This is a genomic window from Bradyrhizobium sp. CCBAU 051011 (genome assembly GCF_009930815.1).
In the GTDB taxonomy this organism is placed as follows: Bacteria; Pseudomonadota; Alphaproteobacteria; order Rhizobiales; family Xanthobacteraceae; genus Bradyrhizobium.
Genome location: NZ_CP022222.1, coordinates 5323033 through 5340176, shown reverse-complemented (window position 1 = coordinate 5340176; position 17144 = coordinate 5323033). Strand labels below are relative to the sequence as shown.

15 protein-coding genes and 28 tRNA genes are annotated in these 17144 nt (G+C 59.7%); 3 read left to right on the top strand and 40 right to left on the bottom strand.

Annotation, left to right across the window (positions count from 1 at the left end):
• Positions 1–794: 794 nt before the first annotated feature.
• The 4 genes from ACH79_RS24865 to ACH79_RS24850 all read right to left on the bottom strand — a co-directional run bounded on the left by ACH79_RS24865 (position 795) and on the right by ACH79_RS24850 (position 1949).
• Positions 795–1097 (bottom strand): hypothetical protein, encoded by a 303-nt coding sequence (locus ACH79_RS24865; protein ID WP_161853345.1) that lies wholly within the window; start codon positions 1095–1097, stop codon positions 795–797.
• A gap of 94 nt (positions 1098–1191) precedes the next feature.
• Complete coding sequence (locus ACH79_RS24860) at positions 1192–1431, bottom strand: DNA-directed RNA polymerase subunit alpha C-terminal domain-containing protein (protein WP_161853344.1); 240 nt, start codon at positions 1429–1431, stop codon at positions 1192–1194.
• A complete protein-coding gene (locus ACH79_RS24855) occupies positions 1428–1619 on the bottom strand; it encodes a hypothetical protein (protein ID WP_161853343.1) in 192 nt (63 codons plus the stop codon). Before ACH79_RS24855 ends, ACH79_RS24860 begins: the two co-directional genes overlap by 4 nt.
• A 54-nt stretch (positions 1620–1673) precedes the next feature.
• Positions 1674–1949: a hypothetical protein gene (locus ACH79_RS24850; RefSeq protein WP_161853342.1), complete on the bottom strand. Its 276-nt coding sequence runs from the start codon at positions 1947–1949 to the stop codon at positions 1674–1676.
• Positions 1950–2384: 435 nt separating this feature from the next.
• Between ACH79_RS24850 and ACH79_RS24845 the strand changes: the two genes are divergently transcribed.
• Together ACH79_RS24845 and ACH79_RS24840 are read left to right on the top strand one after the other, a co-directional pair.
• Positions 2385–2810, top strand: a complete 426-nt coding sequence (locus ACH79_RS24845; protein ID WP_161853341.1) for a cell wall hydrolase — start codon at positions 2385–2387, stop codon at positions 2808–2810.
• An 834-nt stretch (positions 2811–3644) separates the two neighbouring features.
• Positions 3645–4622 carry a tripartite tricarboxylate transporter substrate binding protein gene (locus ACH79_RS24840; RefSeq protein ID WP_161853340.1) on the top strand — a complete coding sequence of 326 codons (978 nt, stop codon included), beginning with the start codon at positions 3645–3647 and terminating at the stop codon, positions 4620–4622.
• 298 nt (positions 4623–4920) lie between these two features.
• Here ACH79_RS24840 and ACH79_RS24835 read toward each other — a convergent pair.
• The 33 genes from ACH79_RS24835 to ACH79_RS24680 all read right to left on the bottom strand — a co-directional run bounded on the left by ACH79_RS24835 (position 4921) and on the right by ACH79_RS24680 (position 11478).
• Positions 4921–4994 (bottom strand) — tRNA-Trp (locus tag ACH79_RS24835).
• A 3-nt stretch (positions 4995–4997) separates the two neighbouring features.
• A tRNA-His gene (locus tag ACH79_RS24830) sits at positions 4998–5072 on the bottom strand.
• A 190-nt stretch (positions 5073–5262) separates the two neighbouring features.
• Positions 5263–5332, bottom strand: a tRNA-Gln gene (locus ACH79_RS24825).
• A 7-nt stretch (positions 5333–5339) separates the two neighbouring features.
• Positions 5340–5416 (bottom strand) — tRNA-Glu (locus ACH79_RS24820).
• Position 5417: 1 nt separating this feature from the next.
• Positions 5418–5493, bottom strand: a tRNA-Gly gene (locus ACH79_RS24815).
• Between the two features lie 50 nt (positions 5494–5543).
• A tRNA-Ser gene (locus tag ACH79_RS24810) sits at positions 5544–5630 on the bottom strand.
• A 14-nt stretch (positions 5631–5644) separates the two neighbouring features.
• Positions 5645–5720 (bottom strand) — tRNA-Arg (locus ACH79_RS24805).
• A gap of 4 nt (positions 5721–5724) precedes the next feature.
• A tRNA-Cys gene (locus ACH79_RS24800) sits at positions 5725–5799 on the bottom strand.
• 4 nt (positions 5800–5803) lie between these two features.
• A tRNA-Gln gene (locus ACH79_RS24795) sits at positions 5804–5877 on the bottom strand.
• Positions 5878–5963: 86 nt separating this feature from the next.
• Positions 5964–6040, bottom strand: a tRNA-Arg gene (locus ACH79_RS24790).
• A 7-nt stretch (positions 6041–6047) separates the two neighbouring features.
• Positions 6048–6122 (bottom strand) — tRNA-Glu (locus ACH79_RS24785).
• A gap of 80 nt (positions 6123–6202) precedes the next feature.
• Positions 6203–6278 (bottom strand) — tRNA-Asn (locus ACH79_RS24780).
• An 82-nt stretch (positions 6279–6360) separates the two neighbouring features.
• Positions 6361–6436 (bottom strand) — tRNA-Phe (locus ACH79_RS24775).
• A gap of 4 nt (positions 6437–6440) precedes the next feature.
• A tRNA-Gly gene (locus tag ACH79_RS24770) sits at positions 6441–6514 on the bottom strand.
• Between the two features lie 9 nt (positions 6515–6523).
• Positions 6524–6608, bottom strand: a tRNA-Tyr gene (locus ACH79_RS24765).
• 4 nt (positions 6609–6612) lie between these two features.
• Positions 6613–6697: transfer RNA gene (locus ACH79_RS24760), tRNA-Met, on the bottom strand.
• 301 nt (positions 6698–6998) lie between these two features.
• Entirely contained in the window at positions 6999–7967 is a 969-nt protein-coding gene (locus ACH79_RS24755) for an IS481 family transposase (RefSeq protein WP_161853339.1), read from the bottom strand.
• A 361-nt stretch (positions 7968–8328) separates the two neighbouring features.
• A tRNA-Arg gene (locus ACH79_RS24750) sits at positions 8329–8404 on the bottom strand.
• A gap of 36 nt (positions 8405–8440) precedes the next feature.
• Complete coding sequence (locus ACH79_RS24745) at positions 8441–8977, bottom strand: HNH endonuclease (RefSeq protein ID WP_161853338.1); 537 nt, start codon at positions 8975–8977, stop codon at positions 8441–8443.
• Positions 8978–8996: 19 nt separating this feature from the next.
• Positions 8997–9071 (bottom strand) — tRNA-Ile (locus tag ACH79_RS24740).
• Between the two features lie 4 nt (positions 9072–9075).
• Positions 9076–9154: transfer RNA gene (locus ACH79_RS24735), tRNA-Pro, on the bottom strand.
• A 4-nt stretch (positions 9155–9158) separates the two neighbouring features.
• Positions 9159–9233, bottom strand: a tRNA-Asp gene (locus tag ACH79_RS24730).
• Positions 9234–9248: 15 nt separating this feature from the next.
• Positions 9249–9331 (bottom strand) — tRNA-Leu (locus tag ACH79_RS24725).
• An 11-nt stretch (positions 9332–9342) separates the two neighbouring features.
• Positions 9343–9426, bottom strand: a tRNA-Lys gene (locus ACH79_RS24720).
• 71 nt (positions 9427–9497) lie between these two features.
• The gene (locus ACH79_RS24715; RefSeq protein ID WP_161853337.1) at positions 9498–9656 is read right to left on the bottom strand and encodes a hypothetical protein; all 159 of its coding nucleotides are present in this window, start codon (positions 9654–9656) and stop codon (positions 9498–9500) included.
• Positions 9657–9674: 18 nt separating this feature from the next.
• Positions 9675–9748 (bottom strand) — tRNA-Ile (locus tag ACH79_RS24710).
• 7 nt (positions 9749–9755) lie between these two features.
• Positions 9756–9831 (bottom strand) — tRNA-Val (locus tag ACH79_RS24705).
• A gap of 4 nt (positions 9832–9835) precedes the next feature.
• Positions 9836–9910, bottom strand: a tRNA-Val gene (locus ACH79_RS24700).
• Positions 9911–9913: 3 nt separating this feature from the next.
• Positions 9914–9990 (bottom strand) — tRNA-Leu (locus ACH79_RS24695).
• A 40-nt stretch (positions 9991–10030) separates the two neighbouring features.
• Positions 10031–10107 (bottom strand) — tRNA-Leu (locus tag ACH79_RS24690).
• A 4-nt stretch (positions 10108–10111) separates the two neighbouring features.
• Positions 10112–10186, bottom strand: a tRNA-Thr gene (locus ACH79_RS24685).
• Between the two features lie 149 nt (positions 10187–10335).
• A complete protein-coding gene (locus tag ACH79_RS43110; protein ID WP_202639366.1) occupies positions 10336–10536 on the bottom strand; it encodes a hypothetical protein in 201 nt (66 codons plus the stop codon).
• A 354-nt stretch (positions 10537–10890) separates the two neighbouring features.
• Positions 10891–11478, bottom strand: coding sequence for a hypothetical protein (locus ACH79_RS24680; RefSeq protein ID WP_161853336.1), 588 nt, complete (start codon positions 11476–11478; stop codon positions 10891–10893).
• 138 nt (positions 11479–11616) lie between these two features.
• Between ACH79_RS24680 and ACH79_RS24675 the strand changes: the two genes are divergently transcribed.
• A complete protein-coding gene (locus ACH79_RS24675; protein WP_161853335.1) occupies positions 11617–12486 on the top strand; it encodes a 4'-phosphopantetheinyl transferase superfamily protein in 870 nt (289 codons plus the stop codon).
• An 86-nt stretch (positions 12487–12572) separates the two neighbouring features.
• On the opposite strand, the gene ACH79_RS24670 is transcribed toward ACH79_RS24675, so the two are convergent.
• The 3 genes from ACH79_RS24670 to ACH79_RS24660 form a co-directional block, all read right to left on the bottom strand.
• Positions 12573–13871 carry a lysine N(6)-hydroxylase/L-ornithine N(5)-oxygenase family protein gene (locus ACH79_RS24670; RefSeq protein WP_161853334.1) on the bottom strand — a complete coding sequence of 433 codons (1299 nt, stop codon included), beginning with the start codon at positions 13869–13871 and terminating at the stop codon, positions 12573–12575.
• Between the two features lie 22 nt (positions 13872–13893).
• On the bottom strand, positions 13894–14895 hold the full coding sequence (locus ACH79_RS24665; RefSeq protein ID WP_161853333.1) for a GNAT family N-acetyltransferase: 1002 nt from the start codon (positions 14893–14895) through the stop codon (positions 13894–13896).
• 290 nt (positions 14896–15185) lie between these two features.
• Positions 15186–16886 (bottom strand): cyclic peptide export ABC transporter, encoded by a 1701-nt coding sequence (locus ACH79_RS24660; protein WP_305764702.1) that lies wholly within the window; start codon positions 16884–16886, stop codon positions 15186–15188.
• Between the last annotated feature and the right edge of the window lie 258 nt (positions 16887–17144).

The following is a 17144-nucleotide window of genomic DNA, read 5'->3' as shown; positions in this document are numbered from 1 at the left end:
CTTTCCCGGGTGCCCTAATTCGTTAACTTTTCGAAAGTGAGCAAAATGGAACAGCGGCGGAGATAGCAATGATCCCATGGTGACTCCATCACCGTCCCATCACGGCATCTATCGGTGACTGAGAGTTCTGTAACGCTCCCGCCTGAGTTTGGGTGAGCATCATGCCATCACTAGCAGTCTTGTTGAATTCAAGCCGCATAGCGATTCAGTCCCACAACTGTCCCAAATGTCTGGGCCCAATGGTCCTGGCGCGTATCAGGCCCTCGCGCATCGGATTCGAGTGCGCACGTGTCAGGGCGTCAATTGCGATCACGTCGATAAGGTGGTCACCGAGACCAAATCGATGAGGTGGATATCTTCCGGGCTGCGAGCGCCGGCTTAGGATCCCGGCATGCTCCACGCCCTCGATGGCCGTGTGCCGATCTGGGAAGACCGCTGGTGAATCCGGCGGACCCTTAGGCGACCCACGCGCGTTGGGGCCGTGAGACCGGGGCGACGACGAACGCGGAGCTTTGACTGTGAGCACTATTCCTCTTCACCTTCAAAGAAAGTTTGAGAAGCGGTGGGCCGCTAGATTCGTCTCGCCGCTCGCACCGACCGCGCCCAAAAGCACCGACTTGAAAGGTACGGTCAACGACTTGCCGCGACCCGCAAAAGCAAAAAAGCAAAAAGACGCGCGACGAAATTATGAAGACGCTTCGCAATTAAGTTGAGCGGAGCCGGACCGCCTGATTGAAGAAGCCAAGACGAAAGCCAACCGGGCCGTTATCCGCAAGAGCGCCTGGGGGGTGATCTCATGGTTTGAATTTATCGTTTTCCGCCGCGATATCGTCGTCGGTAGTCTCTTCGGCGATCACCAATTCCTGGGCAAGGCCGCGCCGAAAATCACGCTCCGCTGTTTCCATCAGCCCGGCTACCAAATCTTCCGGCACTCCGTCGATCGCAGCATCTTGATAGACTTCTGAGTCGACTGAATAAGTGAAGCCATTTGCCGGGATGCCCTCGACGAAAATGCGAACCTTCCAACCGTTTAACGTCGGGATCGCGCGAACTTCGTAGACCTTGCCGCCGTGCTCGAAGGTCGTAGCCTTATGCATCGCACTCTCCAACTGCCATGGCGGGCACCGCGCAAACGCACCAAACTCCCCAGTGGGGAATTGTCAATTCGGCAAAATTAGGCCGGCTTTTTGCCTAAAGCCTGACCCCATCGCACGACGGTAGACCCAGCGTCTCGCGAAGATAGGCGACAGAGGCCTTCCCTAGATCCTGGAAGCTCAGCAGGATTTCGTCCGACGTCTCGCGCACTTCCCCGACCGTTTTCAGGCCGGCGGCCGCCAACACGTTGCAAATTCGCGCCGGAAATTCAACATTGCTGATCGGCGTATCATCAGGTAGCTCTGGCGTCGGATCGAGCATGTTCGGCTCGCTCACTTTCCCTTCGCCTTGGCAGCATCTCGCGCAAGCCGTTCCGACTTCAATCGTTCGCGATTTTTGTGAAAGGTCTCTTGCGCCTTCTCGTTATCAGTCAGGACTTTTTCTGCTTCAGTGGTTTTGAAATGCTTGTGCGCTTCTCGACCTGCCGCAGAAATACCAGAATTTGAAAACGTCTTTTTGCTCATCTTATCGCCTCCACATTGGCGACACTCATTTTCTTGTTGCACACCGACGCGCGATCAGCGTCGAGCCTTAGCGGGCAGCGTAAGCTGCGGGATCCGAGCTTTCTTGGCGGTGGTGCCTTTTTCAGTATTTCGATAAAGGACGCGGTCAGCGGAAAGCGGCTTCCATTCAATCCAACCCCTTGCCAGAAGCTTTTCGATCACGCGTCGAGGAGCGCACTCGCCTTTTGCCATCCCCCAACTTGCAGGTATTAGCACGGCCGCCATTGACCAAAGCGCGTCATCCCATTCTCTTAATCGAACCTGGTCCGTCTCCATCGTCATCGTCGACATGACACGTCTCCGATGATTCGAACGCCGTAGCCTGAGATGATTCGAACGCCGTAGCCTGATTTTGGTTCCGATCGAGCGTCCAGCCAAACAAAAAGACGCATTCGGGCGGTCCTGCTTTGAAAGCAGCTACCCCTCGGCTAACCTACTACTTTTGTTGCTTATGGCGCGCTCTCGATTTGCTGCGTCATTCTTCAGCGCTGCGCGATAGACTTCGCTGAGCTGCCGGTCGATCGCCGCGAGTTTGGACTGCTGCACCCCTAGTTTCATTCCCGCTTGCGACGGCGATAACGCGTTCGATGTCATCGCCGTGCACAGCTATAGTCGCTTCTTTCGCGATGCATTCGGCCAAGAGTTTTATCTTCGCCGTCCTTCCCGCTGGCTTTACTGTCGCCGCCGAAAAATGATATTTGTTGGCTCATGGAACGTGAGCCATCTATGCCGCTCTTCGTCGCAGATATCGTCCCCGACATTCCAGATCGATTTTGGAAGATACCCTACGACATTGCCCACTACCGCGACTCGGCGACGCTGGTGGGAATTGAAACCGGCGCCAATTGTCAAAACTTTGCCTACGAATTGCTACGGCACTTTGGCCGGCAGGTACCCTATTTCCGATCAAGCAATTTATGGGACGATACCGAGCACACGATCACCGTTGATCAATATCAGCCGCTTGATCTCCTGCTCTTTAGTCCGACCCACAATGCCTGGGGTGCGCATGTTGCTGTCCACGTTGGCAACGATCGAGCGATCCATCTAAGTCGCCGGGTCGGCCTCGCCGCTGTATGGCCACTCGCTCAGTACCGGGTCCTGCTTGGCGGAAAGCGAGCCTTGTTCACCAACTCGGATCGCTCTTTTTGATTTCCGTAGAGACCGCGAAATTGCTCGCCTGTGTCTCCTCAAAGGTCGGTCGGTACAGCATTTGGTACAGCATGACGCTTGGCGACCGTGCTTAAGTGCTGATTGCGGCTTCGCTTTTTGAGATGTCCCGGTCCAATCCATCATCGGGGCGACGGAAAAGAGATAGTCTAAGGCATTCATTTCGTTAGGCTTTTTTGTCACTAATCGATCCTATAAGGGATTGGACCGACTGGCAAATTCGGCATTAGCAAGTCTGTTTACCCCGGTTTTTCTAGGGCCATATCCGCTCCGATTGGAAGCCAAATCGTCACATTTTGCATTCTCAATGCACACATGGTGCACACGAAAACCCGAGTGCACACGCGTGGCGACCTTCATCTAATTGCATTCCGATCCAGCACGCAGATTGTCGCTGGAAGCATTTCTTTCCCAATTCACATCGCAACGCGAGCGACGCGATGAAACGCCGACAACGATACACGTTCAACGAAATAAAAATCAGCTTTGGCAATGAAGTCCGCATTGATCAAGTGCGAACTGAAGAGATCATGCGCGCTCCGACGTCAGCGTATTTGAGGAAGCACCTCAGTAGAATGAGAGCAGTGTGATGACGCTGTCTAACGCTTCCAGCACCCATCGGGCGCAGAAGTTCACGCCGAGGGACGCGCGCGACGCCTGTGAATTCCACCTCGCAAACCCAAAGGACCACGGGATGGGTTCGGCCTGTCATTGACATATTTGCGTCTGGCGAAATATCCTTCGGAACGCTCGGTCGAGCCTCGGGCTGACCGACTTTCTTGCTGCAGTACCGCTCGTCAGAGATCGGAGAACGAAATGCCGTCCCGTATTCTCGCAAGGCTCGCCGTGGTGGCCGTGACGCTTGGCTTGCTCACTGGCGCTGCGACGGCGCAAGAAAAGTGGCCATCGAGGCCCGTGACTGTCATCGTGCCGTTCGCCGCGGGCGGCAACACGGACGTCATGGCGCGCATTTTTGCAGAGCAACTGACGAGGCGGCTCGGCCAGCAGTTCGTCGTCGAGAACAGGCCCGGCGCGGGCGGGGTCAACGGCCTGCACGCGACGACGCGCGCGGCGCCGGACGGCTACACCGTTGCGGTAGCCACCTCCGGTGGAATCGCCATCAATCCGATACTGATCAAGGACAAGATCCCCTACAACGTCGAGAAAGACTTCACCTACCTCTATGGCATGGCGGCGCAGCCGAACATCTGGCTCGTCAACCCGTCCGTCCCCGCCAACACCATGGCGGAGCTGATCGCCTGGCTGAAGGCGAACCCGGAGACGCCGTATGCGACATCTGGCCCCGGCACGACGCAGCATATCTGCGGCGCGATGCTGGAGGACGCCGCGGGGCTCAAGATGACGGCCGTCACCTACCGCGCATCAAACCTCAGCATCCAGGATCTGATTGGTGGTCAGATCCGGCTCGCCTGCGACAACTTCGCCGTGGCATACGAGCAGGTGAAAGCCGGCAAACTGCGTGCCGTCTCGATCACGTCGCCTGGGCCCTATCCGCTCGCCAAGGAGATCGAGCCGACCGCCGCGACCCTACCGGGCTTCGAACTGATGCCGGCATTCGGCTGGGTCGGCCCCGCCAACATACCGCCCGACATCGTGAAGAAGCTCATTGAAGAGCTGGTCGCGGTCGGCAAGATCCCCGAGGTCCGCACCGCACTCGAAAAGTTTGGTGTACTTCAGACCGAACTGCCCGGTCCGGCCTACGCCGAAGCGCTCGCTAAGGAGCGTGCAGGGTACGCGCGTGTGATCGAGCGCGCCGGGATCAAGGTGCCCTGAGCGCCGGACAACCGCAGCTTTGGTAGCGGAAGGGCGCTACAGCCAGACACCTCACGCCACCGGGGAACTCGCGTCGTAGCAGGGGAGCGACTCGAACCCCGACGTCAGCATTTTTCGCCCTTACTCTGAATAGAAGCCCCCTGCCCCACCGGCGACACGAAGGCAGGTCAGTTCGCTATGCTCGGCATCGGGCGCGCGATTGCGCAGAAAAGCAAGATTGTGGAGCGCAAACTTCATACCGCGGCACGGCCGCGCGCTGCATACCGCACGAGCGGACCGCCAGGGCACGAGAAGAAGTTGGCACCGGCTGACTGAATCGAACAGTCGAATCGGGTTTTGGAGGCCCGCGTTCTACCACTGAACTAAACCGGCATCTGGTCCTGACTGGGAGAATCGAACTCCGCGTCTCCCGGTCCACAACCGAGCGTCCTGCCATTGAACGAAATCAGGAGAGATTGAATGGCCACTATCTCGTAGTCGGCGGCGGCTGGATGACGAGCAAGTCGAGCCGTTGGTGATCAGCGGACACAACGGGTCAAGCCAGCCCCGAACTGCCGGAAATGGTCGCGGGTACGGGGGTCGAACCCGCCACTCCAGCCTTATGAGCCGGCCCCTTCCCTACCGAGGCCCCGCGAGGAATTGGCAAGCGCGGCAGGACTCGAACCACCGGAATCAAAATCCGGCGCCTTGCCCAGCTCGGCGACGCGCTCATGAATCTGGTCCTGCCAACGGGAGTTCAACCCGCGAAGTCCAGCGTTGAAAGCGCCGTACCCTTGGCACCAGGCGATGGCAGGTTGGTGCGGGCGGTCGGGATCGAACCGAACACCTCCTGTTTGGAAGACAGGCGCGCAGCCCACTACGCCACGCCCGCAGGAAGATCCGATCGATCGCGGATGGGTTCGCCTACCGGGGTTGGCGTGATGGCGGAGAGTACAGGGATCGAACCTGTGCGTCCCGAAGGACTCGACGCGTTAGCACCGCGTTGCCTTACCGCTCGGCCAACTCTCCAACTCACATGATGATGGCGCGCTCGACTGGACTCGAACCAGCATAGGGCCGTTTAGAAGACGGCTGACCATCCAGTTGGTCCACGAGCGCATGCTGGAAGCCCCGGCCGGTGCTGCCCCGGCTCATAGCGGTTTTGCAGACCGCCGCGTTCCTGTTTCGCCACGGGGCCAAATTGGCTGCGCGCACAGGAGTCGAACCTGTCTGAGCGGATTCAGAGTCCGCTGCCTAGCCGATCGGCCAGCGCGCGATGATGGTCTGGGCAGCGTGCTCCGACCACGCGCCTCCGCGGCCCAAACGCGGTGCTCTTCCACACGAGCTTTACCCAGGAGAGATTGGCCTTCCCGGCAGGACTCGAACCTGCATACCTTCGCGTTCGTAGCGCGCTGCTCATCCAGTTGAGCTACGGGAAGATGATTATGGCACTGCCAGCGGGACTCGAACCCGCGTCGACCGGCTGAGAACCGGGCATCCTTGCCGCTAGACGATGGCAGCATGTCCATTTTTTCGACTTACAATGGCGGCCGTTTCCGTTTCGGCGTCCTAAGTCAGGCCCGAGATCGGAAGTGGTGCATTGGCTCCCGCCGCACGATTCGAACGTGCCTTCCTCCGTTAACAGCGGAGCGCCTTCACCGAGATGGCTCGACGGGAACGAGATGGTGGAGCAACGGAGAGTCGAACTCCGGACGTCGATCTTGCAAGGATCAACTGCAGCCCGCTGCTTGCCCCGAAATGGTGCCCAGCGCCAGATTTGAACTGGCCTCCTGCGCTCTTCAGGCGCGTGCAATCACCAGATTTGCTAACTGGGCTAGATGGCGCGGACGTCGGTAATCGAAACCGATTCTCCTGAGTGGCACTCAGGTGCTCGACCTTCCAGCTACGTCCGCAATGATGCGTGGTGGGTAACCCTGGAATCGAACCAGGCAGGCACAAAGGCGCAGGCTTTACAGGCCCGCTCAGTCCCCAGACTTGGCGTTACCCGGATTGGTTGGCGGGAGCGCTAATCGAACGCGCGTCTCGTGGTTATGAGCCACGGCCGGGGGCCTGGTTACCGCTCCGGTCATCCCGCGAAATAATGCCGAGGCTGCAACTCCTCAGCGGCGCCGGCGTACATCCGGCCTGGCGCGATCGTTGATGGCGGAGAGCCGAGGACCTGAGCCTCACACCTTTCGGTGCCATCGGTGTTCGAAGCCGTGCCGGCGCGCCTGTCCGGTTGACTCTCCAAGATTGGGGTGCCGCTTCTTCGAATCGTCATCCCAATCTGTCTTTTTGTTTGAGCATGATCTCCGCGCAAACGCGTTCCGCGTTTGTCGCGAGGGAAAACCGGTGTCCACTTTGCGCTGACGCGGCCCTTCGGATCCGGATCATGCTCTAGGTGTGGAGCCTCAACAGGTTGTTCCCGGTTAGAGCGAGTCTGCTGATGGGTGGCATCGCGCCGATACTGCCATGAGGGCGATGCCAATTGTAGCGGTGAAGCCATCTTGGCAGTTCGGCGGCGCGTTCTCCTGAGGTGTTGTAGGCGCGGGCATAAGCCCACTCGCGCAAGCTGGTCTGAATGAAGCGTTCGGCCTTACCGTTGGTCTTCGGCGTGTATGGCTTGGTGCGAATGTGCTTGAGGCCGAGGCGCTGGCAGGCTTTGCGGAAGGCGCGCGATTTATAGCAAGAACCGTTGTCGGTCATCACCCGCTCGACCCTGACGTCCAGGCTGGCGTAGTAAGCGATCGCAGCTTTGAGGAAGGCCACGGCGCAACCCTGCCGTTCGCTCTTCATGACCTTGCTGAAGGCGATCCGGGAAGCATCGTCGATACAGACGTGGACGTATTCCCAGCCAGGCCCTTCGCCGCGGGTACGCAGGTTGCTCTGACCGGTTCGATCGCCGGTGATGCGATGGCCTACCTGGTTGAACTTGCCGAGCTTTTTGATGTCGATGTGGATCAGTTCGCCGGGATGTTCACGCTCGTAGCGCCGCACCGGTTCGGCCGGTTCCAGGTCGCGCAACCGGTTCAATCCCAGTCGCCGCAGGACACGACTGACAGTCGCCGGAGAGATGCCGAGTTCGGCCGCGATCTGCTTGCCCGTGTGGCGCTGTCGGCGCAGCGCCTCGACCGCAGCGCATGTGGCAGGCAGGGTTTGGCCTGGCAATGAATGGGGCCGTGAGGAGCGATCACGCAACCCATCAACACCTTCCTCCCGGGAGCGCTTGACCCATTTGGCGACCGTCTTCGCTGTGACGTTGAACCGGAGCGCGGCTGCGGCCTTCGTCAGGCCGCCCTCGATCACGCTCCGCACCATGGCCTCTCGACCTTTCGGCGTCAGAGGCGCATTCTTATGGGTGTCCATTCGGTCCTCCGGGGATTGGCTAAAGCTTCGACAACTTCAGCTTCCTCGTTCAGGACTGGATGGACAACCTCCTGAAAGCTCACATCTAGGTGGCGGACAGCGGAGGCCCTGATCCCCAGCGCCGAAGCGCCCACTCGATTTCCAATCGAGGCCGGCGGCGCGCCGGTTCACTGTCCAAATGGCGGAGTGACGGCGGACTTGCACCGCAACGCCTCGCGGCGCCCGTCTGTTTTCAAGGCAGCGCCGGCACGCTTGTCCGGTTCGTCATCCAGGGCAGCACCATCGGCTATCGCCGCGGGCACGGCCGTTTCAAGTTTCCCGCTTAAGAGCGCGGGCCTCCCGCTTGTCGGGCATCAAAATTTGGCCACCACGATAGGACTCGAACCTACATCCTCGACCTTCGGAGGGTCGTGCTCGTCCAGTTGAGCTACGTGGTGATGGACGCCGGCGGAAGAAACTCGCCGCCGGCGCCGTTACTTCTCGAGCTCGACGTCCCAGTACAGATAGTCGCGCCAGGTCTCGTGCAGAAAGTTCGGCGGGAACAGACGCTGGGCTGCCATCAAGTCGTACTGCGTCGGCTCGAACGGCTCCCGCAGCGGCTTCAGGTAGAAGCGGCCCTTGCGCGTGTTGCAGGGACTGCAAGCCGCCACGATGTTTGTCCACGACGTCTGGCCGCCGTTTACTCGCGAGATAACGTGGTCGAACGTCAGTTCGCCGCGGAGGTGCTGGTCGCCGCAATACTGGCAACGGAAGCGATCGCGGAGGAAGACGTTGAACCGGGTGAAGGCTACTCGAGACGGCGGCCGCACGTACTCGCGCAGCGCGATGACCGACGGCAGCCGCATCACCGTCGACGGGCTGCGGACAAGCTGTTCGTATTCTGCGACGACGACATGCGATCCCTTCACGACCGCCTTGACGGCATCCTCCCAGTTGAACAGCGACAGCGGGAAATAGCTGAGCGGCTGGAAGTCGGCGTTGAGGACAAGGGAGGGATTTGCTGCGAACATTGCCCTCTCCTCTCTTTGGTGGTGGGCGCCACCGGATTTGAACCGATACGTGGACTGTTATGAGCAGCCGGCTCTACCGTTGAGCTAGACGCCCGAAGTGGTCAGGATGGCAGGATTTGAACCTGCGGGTCTCACGCGCCCGAGGCGTGCGCTTTAGCCGGGCTAAGCTACATCCTGGAATTGGCGCCCATGACGAGGATCGAACTCGCCTTCCCGGATCGACAGTCCGGTCCCTTCGCCAGATGGGGACATGGGCAATTGGTTGGGCAATTGGTGCGCTCGGCCGGGATCGAACCGACATGGTCTCCCACCGCCCTCTCAAGACGGCGCGTCTACCAGTTTCGCCACGAGCGCGAAAATTCAGTTGGAGGACCTGGTCGGACTCGAACCGACGATGCTTTCGCGACGGATTAAGAATCCGCTCCCTTAGCCGCTGGGGGCACAGGTCCGTGATGGAGGATCCGGGTGGTTTCGAACCACTTGCGCACGGGTTAAAAGTCCGCTCCATCTCCATTCAGGTTTAACGCTCCGGATCCATTGTCTTGATGGTCGCGGCGGCCAGCCGCTCCGGTTTCGCGTGACGCGCCATGATGGCGTCGCCCCTCGCCTTTGATCGGGCAAGCGCGAGCTGGCTCTCGGCGGAGAGACGGTGCACGCCGGCAGGTAAGTTCTCGCTCATGGTGACCTCCTGGCTGTTTGGTCCTCCCGTGATGAATCGAACATCCGTCGATCGCTTATCAAGCGATTGCTCTACCACTGAGCTACGAGAGGGAATTGATGGTGCGTCCGGCAGGCTCTGCCCCTGCCGCCTCCGCCATGTCACAGCGGCGCTCTCCTGAATGAGCTACGGACGCGAGTTGGTACGCGCTGACCGGATCGAACGGCCGACATCCTGTGTGTAAGACAGGCGCTCTACCGCTGAGCTAAGCGCGCGCTTGGTGTCCGTGCACGGATTCGAACCGCGATCGCGCGCCGTTTGAAAGCGCCGCCTCTACCGATTGGGCTACACGGACATTTGTCGAGTCATTGCCTATGCAATGGAATTGCAATGTTTGGTGCTCCACGACGGATTCGAACCGCCACCGCACGGAATCTAAGTCCGTCGCCTCTACCAGTTGGGCTAGTGGAGCGAAATGGTGCCGGCGGAGAGGATCGAACTCCCGACCTTGGCTTTACAAAAGCCCTGCACTTCCGCTGTGCTACGCCGGCGTGAAATCTACAAACGGCCGGGGGATGCCCGGCCAAAAGTAATCGCTGCCTGAAACCACCGTTTGCCGCTCCACTGAAGGAGACCGGTACCGGTCAGCGGATCGCCTTATGTCCTTGCAGGGGCGACCATCCTGTATTCGGAAATCACTTCACGTCATCACGCGGCGGCCGCGGTTACCCGCCGACCGCGATCGGTTGATGTAGTCGAGATAAATCTGGCGGGCTTCGGTCTCGGAGATCCCTCGCAGCGCCACAACGGTGCGCACGAAGGCGAGCGCGACCGGCGAGGAGAAAATCTTCTCGCGGGTACGGTTCTCGAGTCCTGTCTTGGTGGTGCTGTTGCGGGCCATGTTGCCCTCCGCCTGATTGGCAGAGGGGGATTCCCGCTGCCTGTTACGCTCTGCCTGCTATCCTGCTGGTCCCGAGATTGTCGGGCTTCGTCAGATAGCGTGGACCGTGTTCCGTCACGGACATGCGCGACCAATCGCACGACCGGATAAACGGCAGCGCGGGGGCGGCATTCGCGACGATATGTGAGCGCAATCGCAACACGGTTTCGGTCCTTAAAGAGCGCCGGCGAGTTCGACGGCGTTTTGTGGGGCAGCGGTATGCACAGAGATTTGCAAATCCGTCAAGAGCAATCGGTAAACTATTTTGCAACGAGCGCTCCGCCGCCGGCAGTGCTTAACGAAAGTTTCTCGCTGCTAATATGTTCCAATGACACAGCTATTCAGTCGATCGACCGCTGTCGGCGGCGTGAAGATCGGGGGCCAACAAATTTTGAGGCTGTCTTCGTTTTGACTCACGAAGGATGGCCATTTTCCGAACGGCTCGGGTTCAGCTTTCATGCTCGATGGCGCCGAAATGCCATCATCGCGAACTGTCGGCTGTTGGGCGCGCATATCGTATGAACCGAGCCCACGCAGGACCTTGTCCCTGGACTCCGGCGAGATCACCAATACGGGCCCGGCCCGACCGGCTCTGGCGTCGGCAAATGCCTGCCGAAAGCCGAATCGGCAGATCACACTATCGAGGCTCTCTTCGTTGCGGCGAAGGCGCCGGCTATGAAGCCTCATCCACTTTTCGATCCGCTGGACGCCCACGCGTCCCAGGCCCGGGTGGCTGAGGAGTTCGTTCCTGGTATGAAGCGACGCAATCTCGAGCAGGTAGTCGATGCGCGTGGCTGGCTCCTTGCTGATGAGGCCTGCATGCTGGCTGCCAACCAGTATGGTTGCAATCCGCTCCGGCAGATAGCTTTCCATAGATTGCTCGACAGGGGCGGATTTTGTCATGGTCGCTTCCAAATATACGTCTGCAGATCGCGCCGATGCGCTTAAGAATGAATCTATCAGCACAACTCGTGTTTGTTGCAACCACACATGGTGCCGATGACGCTCAGTTAGACGGATTCTAAGTCAGATCGCCTCCACGTGCGCATCAATACACCCGCGGATTGCATATGGTTGTGCAGAGGCGGCGAGCCAACTGACATGACGAATTTTCAAAAGGCAGCACACGGGCCATTTGCTGCACCGCTTTCGATCGATCAGGCAAACGCCTTCCTCGTGTGGTCGCTCGCTGTCAAATGCACGGCAGAGCGGGAACAATTACGCTTGCGATGCCTGTACGATGCAGGTTTCGCGCGCCCGATCGGACGGCTGAAGTCGGAAGAGATCGTTCTCTGGCTGGCGAAGGTAGCTCCGCCCGGCGACGTGGTCGCCGGCGAACCCGATACGCTCAGGGTCGGGCAAGCCATGCAAGTGCTCGATGCCGACGAGACCGATCGTCTGGCACGCTTCCTCCATATCGAGGATCGCATGGGCTATCTCGCCGCGCATGCGGGTGCGCGCCTGTTGCTCGGAGCCATCGCGGGACGGGCAGCCGACGGGTTGCGCTTCGAACAATCCGCGCTGGGCAAACCCGTGCTCGTTGATGCCCCCGCAGACCTCGACTTCAGCCTGAGCCACGCGAGAGGCGCTGTCGCCGCTGCAGTGGCACACATGCCGATCGGCGTGGATATCGAGCCCCTGCGGCAAATTGCAGATATGGACGCGATGAGCGAAATCGTCCTGGCGGCAGAAGAGCTTCGGGAGCTGGCGAAAGCCCCCGCAACTCAGCGCTCTCGCCTCTTCCTTCGCTACTGGACGCTCAAGGAGGCAATCCTCAAGGCCGCCGGCGTCGGTTTCACGATTCCACCTGACACATTGATCGTTGATGCGGGTTCGTCTCCTGCAGTGCTCTCCGTGCCGGCTGCACTTGGATCCGCAGCGCAATGGCGCGTGATCGCCTCAGCCCCCTGAAACCCGAAAGCAAGGCTCCTTGACAAGGCGGTCTCGCGGCCCGCTTCAAATCCTTGGCGCACGCCGCTCTGTCTATCCAATCGAACTTAGGCGATGAGTTCCCGGCGCGAAATCGTCGCAAGCAGCGATTCGGCGATTTCCTGCGAACGCACGGCAATAACTGAGAGCAGCGTATCGCTGAGGCCATGCGAAGCTTCCGAATATCCCTGGAGATGGATTTGCGGCCGAAACGCCGGACTGGTGACAAGCCTGTAGCTGCGATCCGGCACGCTGTCGCGAATGTAGCGTTGAATTGGCGCGAGAAACGCGTGCGGCGTTTCTCTGTCGTATCCGGTGGCGAGAACGACGGCATCATAGGTCGAGCGGCGATTTTCGCTCCCGAACTTGTCGACCAGGCTTATCTCGATCCCCTCAGGCGTAGCATGCACATCCGTAATTTCGCTACGCGGATGCAATGCTACTCTTGTCTCGCCGCCAACACGTTGCTGGTAGAGCAGTCGATATAGTTGATCGAGCAGATCGGAATCGACCACCGCATAATTCGTATTCCGGAAATTGCGAACGATAGCGTCCCGCCGCTCGGCAGACTGCGCATGGATGAAGTCGGTGTAATCAGGATTGAAAATCTCGTTGACGAACGGGCTGCTGTCGGACGGCTTCAAGGCATGGCCGCGAAAGATCAAATCGATGCGTGCCTGCGGGAAACGGCCGTGAAGGTCGACCGTCACTTCGGTTGCACTCTGTCCTCCGCCGATCGCGGCCACGCGCGCTGTCCTGCCGTCCAGGCCGGCGCGCTCGACCGCATCCAGGTAGCGGCTGGTGTGGAACAATCTGGGATCGCCGGCCGCCTTCGCAAACACCTGCGGGACATACGGCTGCCCTCCCGCAGCGATCACCAGATTCCTTGCAAGCCGCACAGTTTCTCCGCCGGCAAGCGTCCGCGAATGAACCCGCAAGGACGTCACGGTTTGCCCGGCCGTCACCGGCTCGACGGCAACAATGGTTTCGCCGTAGGCAGCCCGAGACTTGAACTGGTCGGCGACCCACCGGAGATAGTCGTTGAACTCCAGTCTGCTCGGATAGAACGTCCGGCAATTGATGAAATCCAGCAAACGGCCACGCTTGTGCAGATAGTTCACAAAGGTGAATGGACTGGTCGGATCGCGCAGCGAAACCAGATCCTTGAGAAATGAGATCTGCATGTCGCTGCCCGGCAGCAGCATGCCGCCGTGCCAGGTGAAATGCGGCTGCTTTTCCACGAACAGCGGCGCGCATTTCAGACGTGACCTTCTGGCGCATTCGTCCAGCGCGATGGCAAGCGCAAGATTGGAAGGCCCGAATCCGACGCCGACGACGTCGTGCTCGATCGCAAGCTGGTGAGACATGAAGCCGCGCTCCGTTCAGGCCTTAAGACTTGGCCGCCGGAGCTGTGGCTGCGGGCAACCACAGCCGGTCGCCGAAGAAGCGCTCGCGCAGCAGCATGACGAGGGTGGCCCGCTTGTGCGGAAAATCGAAATTCTTGATTTTCGCGAAGCCCGAAACTTCCAGATTGCGAAGCTGCTGCGAATGCGCCGCCGCCGGCTCGCCGACGATTCGCTGTGTTCGGCAATCGTCCAGGAACATGTAGTGCATCAGCGACGGTAACCAGGCGCTGATGTAGCGGCGCCCACGATAGGCGTCCTCGCCCACGACGACGTGCCAGCCACGATCGTAGTCGTCGGCATCGTAGAACGGCGCGATGCGATTTTCCCTGGCCCAATAGAGCTCGAAATAGCCGAACGGCTCGTCATCGAAACAGCCGATGAGCGGCAGCATATGTGGGTCTGCCAGAATGCCGGAGAGATAGCGCCGATGCTTTTCGAGATCGCCCGCCTCGTTCCAGAATGCGTCGACACGGGGATCGTTCATCCACCGGTGCAGCAGATGCAGGTCCTTGTCCAGGTCAGCGACGCGAAAGGAGATCACCTCGGCGAGCCAGGGTATGAACCGGGCATATACCTTGCCCACGGGCTTGGCCGGGCGCCGCGGATGACGCTTGCCGTCCGTCATCACATGAAGTTGCGGCATTGGCGGCTGTTCGGCATTGACCAGCCAATTATCCGGCCGCTGCATCAACAATTCTGGAAGCAGAACGAGCTCCGTTCCCGCTATGACAACGAGGCCATGGTTCATCAGTTCGCGCGCAAGAGATTCTCTACCGGCCAGATCCAGCACAAGCCGGTCAAGGGTCGGCCGCCATCCGAACATGGCTTCTGCTGCCGCCGCAACCGCAGATATCGCGAGGTGCGGATCGTCGGGAGTATCCGATAGTTTCAAGCGATCCAGCGGCTCCTCGAGCCGCAGCCGCATCACCGTCGTGGCGCCCATGGCAACCCGAAGGTCTCTGCCGCCGTCCTGAACGACCGTCATTGCAGAGTGCGGTCCGATCGGCAACGCGCGGGGCCCAATTGCGGAGCTCGAAGCTTTCTTCATCCGGCCCTCGCATCGCAAACGTGATTGCTCAAAACGAAACGCGATCTTCAGTCGCGCTTGCGATCTAAAGCACTCCCGCACAAGATGACAAGGAGTGCCACCACACGCAGTTTAGATTCCTTACAAATCTGACAAGACAGCGTCGCGAGACATCATGCGCTTTCGGTGGCATCCATCTCGCAAGAACATGAACTTCGATTCAAATTTCTCCCGAGAATAAAATAGCTCTAAAGAGACGTGCTGGTTGGAACCGATGACGACTTGATGACGTCATGCGCTATCGCTTCCCCGGCCAAAAGCTTGCCGTGGCGAAGTCGCACGAGATGATCCGCTACGCCGAAATAGCGATCGTCGTGCGAGATCACGATGATCGTCTTGCCCATGCGCTTCAGGTCGGGCAGCAATTCCGTGTAGAAGATGTGACGGAAGGCGGGATCCTGATCCGCGGCCCACTCGTCGAAAACGAGGACCGGCCGCTCCTCGAGCCACGCATTCATCAGCGCCAGCCGCTTGCGCTGGCCGGTCGAGAGGTCCGTCGTCGTAAACACGCCGTTCTCGACCGATACCTTGTGCGCGACCTCCAATCGCTTCAAGTAGCGTTCGGCGACCTCAGGCACCATTCCACCAGCCTGCAGAAGATCCTCAAACAGGTAATAGTCTGAGAAAATGGTGGTGAAGAGCTGCCGGTAGTCATCGCGCGTTTGTGTTTCGACCGCCCGGCCATCGCGCAGCACTGTGCCGCTCTGCGGTGCGTAAAGGCCGAGCAGCAGCTTGATCAGCGTGGTCTTTCCGCTGCCGTTCTCGCCGACAATGAAGACGATTTCTCCCCGGCGGACATGCAGGTCGATCGGCCCGAGAACGAAGGGCTCGCTGCCCGGCACAGCACGGAAGCTGTACGACACATTGCGGAGCTCGATCGATTCGATCCTGCCTGATCCATCCGGCGCGGTGGATGGCACGGCCAGCAAGTCCTGTTCGGGCGTCGAGAACTGCTCCGAAAGATCGGCAATGCGCCGCATCGCCACCTGCGCACGGCCCAGGGATGGCAGGATGCCGATGACCTGATCGATAGGTCCCCGCATATAGAGCAGCACCAGAACGAACCCGCTCGAAACCGCGGCAGGGCTGTCGGGCCAGAAGGACGGTCGCAAGGTGAGCGCGACGCCGATCACGACGAAGAACAGCATCGTGCCGAGCGCCCGCGCCGTCACGAAGAGATTGATCGACTTGACCTGCACCGCGCTGATCCGGTCGACCGTACGTTGGAGCTGCTCGACATAGACGCGCTGGCGGCGCGCGCGGTTCAGCCGCAGCTCCTTCGCGCCCTCGGCGATCGCACGATAATGCTTCTGCAGCTCGTCTTCCGAATCCCGGGCAGCGTTGAACCCTCGAACGCCCCGCGTTCGCGCAAATGCATGCGCAAGCGAACCGAGCGCAATGACCAGCCCCGTAATGAGAAATAGCGGCCACGACAGCACCGCCAGGTAAACCATGCAACCGAGCGTGATGATGAGGGAGACGAAGAAGGAGGAAAAGAAGAACGCGAAATCGCTGATCGTATCGACATCCTGGGTGAGAACCGGGATCAGGCGATGCGTCCGATAAATTTCGAGCTGATCGATCGGGGCGGCCAGAATCCTGGCGGCGAGCGACTTGCGAAGTTCGGCAATGATCCGCTGGCCGACATAGTTGGCGCTGATATCGGCGCCGATGGAGCCGATCAGGATCAACAGGCACAGGCCCGCAAACGCGAGAAACAGCGTTGCGACGTCGCCTTGCGTCGCGTAGAGGCCGCGGTTGACCACCGCGAGCAATCCCGCAACGCTGGCGCCGCCGACGGCGCCGAGGACGATGCCGCCGAGCACGATCGGCCAGTATGGCCGCAGGAGATGCAGGATCTGCGCCGTCAGGCCGCTTCGTGGGTTCATCATGTGTGCCGCGCGCTGGAGTAGAGCTGAAGCGAACCTACACGGCCCGTCCTGGTACGAACAGCCTTGCTGGTGTGATGCGAATACATGATGGCAGCATCGCTATTCCAGAGCTTATTTTTCAGCCCTTTTCGATGGATTCTAATTTGTGATCGGCTGCGCGTTTAATAAAATGTGAGTGGTACCGCCTTTGCATCGCAGCCGAGGAGCGAGTAGGACGTTGATCCAGCCGCTGTGTCGGGCCGCGATTTCAGGACA